The sequence below is a fragment of the Falsiroseomonas sp. RANM36 genome (assembly GCF_056682175.1).
The window spans coordinates 1,834,976-1,837,185 of record NZ_JBWXTD010000003.1; the positions used below are offsets into that span (position 1 = coordinate 1,834,976).

The window sequence follows — 2,210 nt, forward strand, 5'->3', positions numbered from 1 at the left end:
GGGGGTCTTGGGGGCGGGGCTTTTCGCCGGGGCCCCCCTGGCCCGGGGGCTGCGCCCCGCCCTGGGGGGGCGCGCCGGCGGCGCCCGCCACGCCGCAGCGCCAGGCCGCCTGACGGCTCGCCATGTCCGTCGTCATCCGGGAACTGGACGCGGGCTCCGCCGCCGCGTGGGACCGCTTCGTCCGCGAGACGCAGGCCGCCACCTTCTTCCATCTGAGCCCCTGGGCCGAGGTGATCCGCCGCGCCTTCGGCCACCCCACGCACTACGTCTTCGCCGAGCAGGACGGCGCGATCGTCGGCGTGCTGCCGCTGGCGCGGATGAAGACGCTGCTGTTCGGCGACCTGCTCGCCTCCACGCCCTTCTGCGTCTATGGCGGCAGCGTCGCCGTCACGCCGGAGGCCGCGGCGGCGCTGGAAGCGCATGCGGTGGCGCTGCGCGCGAAGCTCGGCTCGCCCGCGCTGGAATTCCGCCGCGAGGCCGCGGCCGATGCCGGCTGGACCGAGCGCCCGCCGCTCTACTTCACCTTCCGCAAGCCGATCCTGCCCTTCGACGATGACACCAAGGGCATGGAGAAGAACATCCCGCGCAAGCAGCGGGCGGAGGTGCGCAAGGGGCTGACGAAATTCGCCCTGCGCTCCACCTCCGACAGCGACATCGGCGTGCTGCACGCGATCTACGCCGAGAGCGTGCGAAACCTCGGCTCGCCGGTCTTCCCCAAGCGCTACTTTCGGCTGCTCGCCGATCTTTTCCCCGGCGAGCACGACGTTACCACGGTGTGGCAGGGCGAGACGCCGGTCTCCTCCGTGCTGAACTTCCACTTCCGGCAGGAGGTGCTGCCCTATTACGGTGGCGGCACGCGGGCGGCGCGCGGCAACGCGGCGAACGAGGTGATGTACTGGGAGGTGATGCGCCGCGCGCATCGCGAACGCGGCGCCACCAGCTTCGATTTCGGCCGCAGCAAGATCGACACCGGCGCCTTCGCCTACAAGAAGAACTGGGGCTTTGCGCCGCAGCAGCTGCACTACTGCTACCGCCTGGCCGAGGGCGCGGCGATCCCGGAGAACAATCCGAACAACCCGAAATACAAGCTCTTCATCGCGATGTGGAAGAAGCTGCCGGTGCCGGTGGCGAACGTGCTCGGCCCGCCGCTGGTGCGTGGCCTCGGCTGATGCCGAAGCGTCTTCTCTTCCTCTCCCACCGGATTCCGTACCCGCCGGAGAAGGGAGAAAAGATCCGCGCGTGGCACATGCTGGAGCACCTGGCGCCGCGCTGGGAGATCGAGTGCGGCTTCCTCGTGGATGACCGCGCGGACATCGCGCATCTGCCGGCGATGGCGAAGGTGGCGAAGCATGTCGAATGGCGCCCCGCGCTCGGCCGCTGGCAATCCGCCGCGCGCGCGCTGCTCCGCCTGCGGCCCGGCCTGCCGCTGAGCCTCGGCTGGTTCCACGAGCCCGGCCTGTTCCGCTGGGCGCAGCAGGGTCTTGCCGAGCGCCGCTACGATGCGGCGCTGGTCTATTCCTCCGCAATGGCGCCCTACGCGATGGGCCCCGCGGCGCGCGGCGTGGTGCGCGTGCTGGACCTGGTGGACGTGGACTCGGAAAAATGGCGCGCCTACGCCGCGGATGCGAAGCCGCCGATGCGCCAGGTCTGGTCGCGGGAGGCGCGCACGCTGCTCGCCTTCGAACGCCGCGCCGTGATGGAATTCGACCGCTCCATCTTCGTCTCGGCCGAGGAAGCGCGCCACTTCGCCGAGCTCGCGCCGGAAACGGCGGAGCGCCTCGGCCATGTGGACAATGGCGTCGAGCTTTCGCGCTTCGATCCGGCGCGCGAGTATCCCTCGCCCTTCGCGCCGGATGGCGGGCCCGCGCTGGTCTTCACCGGCACCATGAACTACCGCCCGAATGTCGAGGCCGTGGCCTGGTTCGCGGAGAATGTCCTGCCGCTGCTGCGCGCCGATCCGCCGGTCGGTGCGCGCCCGCCGGAATTCCACATCGTCGGCGCGAGCCCCGCGCCCGCGGTGCTGGCGCTGGTGCAGCTCGAGGGCGTGCATGTCACCGGGCCGGTGCCGGATGTCCGGCCCTACATCGCACATGCCGCCGTCTCCGTCGCGCCGCTGCGCATCGCGCGCGGCATCCAGAACAAGGTGCTGGAGGCGATGGCGATGGCGAAGCCGGTGGTCGCGAGCCCGCAGGCCTTCGAAGGCCTGCGGG

The 2,210-nt window shown here is 71.0% G+C and carries 2 protein-coding genes; both read left to right on the top strand.

Annotation, left to right across the window (positions count from 1 at the left end; genetic code table 11):
• Window positions 1–122 precede the first annotated feature (122 nt).
• Window positions 123–1,169, top strand: a complete 1,047-nt coding sequence (locus tag AC1MIR_RS13725) for a FemAB family XrtA/PEP-CTERM system-associated protein (RefSeq protein WP_480028706.1) — start codon at window positions 123–125, stop codon at window positions 1,167–1,169.
• Window positions 1,169–2,210, top strand: a 1,042-nt coding sequence (locus AC1MIR_RS13730; RefSeq protein WP_480028707.1) for a TIGR03087 family PEP-CTERM/XrtA system glycosyltransferase, incomplete at its 3' end; no start/stop codon positions are given. The genes AC1MIR_RS13725 and AC1MIR_RS13730, both read left to right, overlap by 1 nt.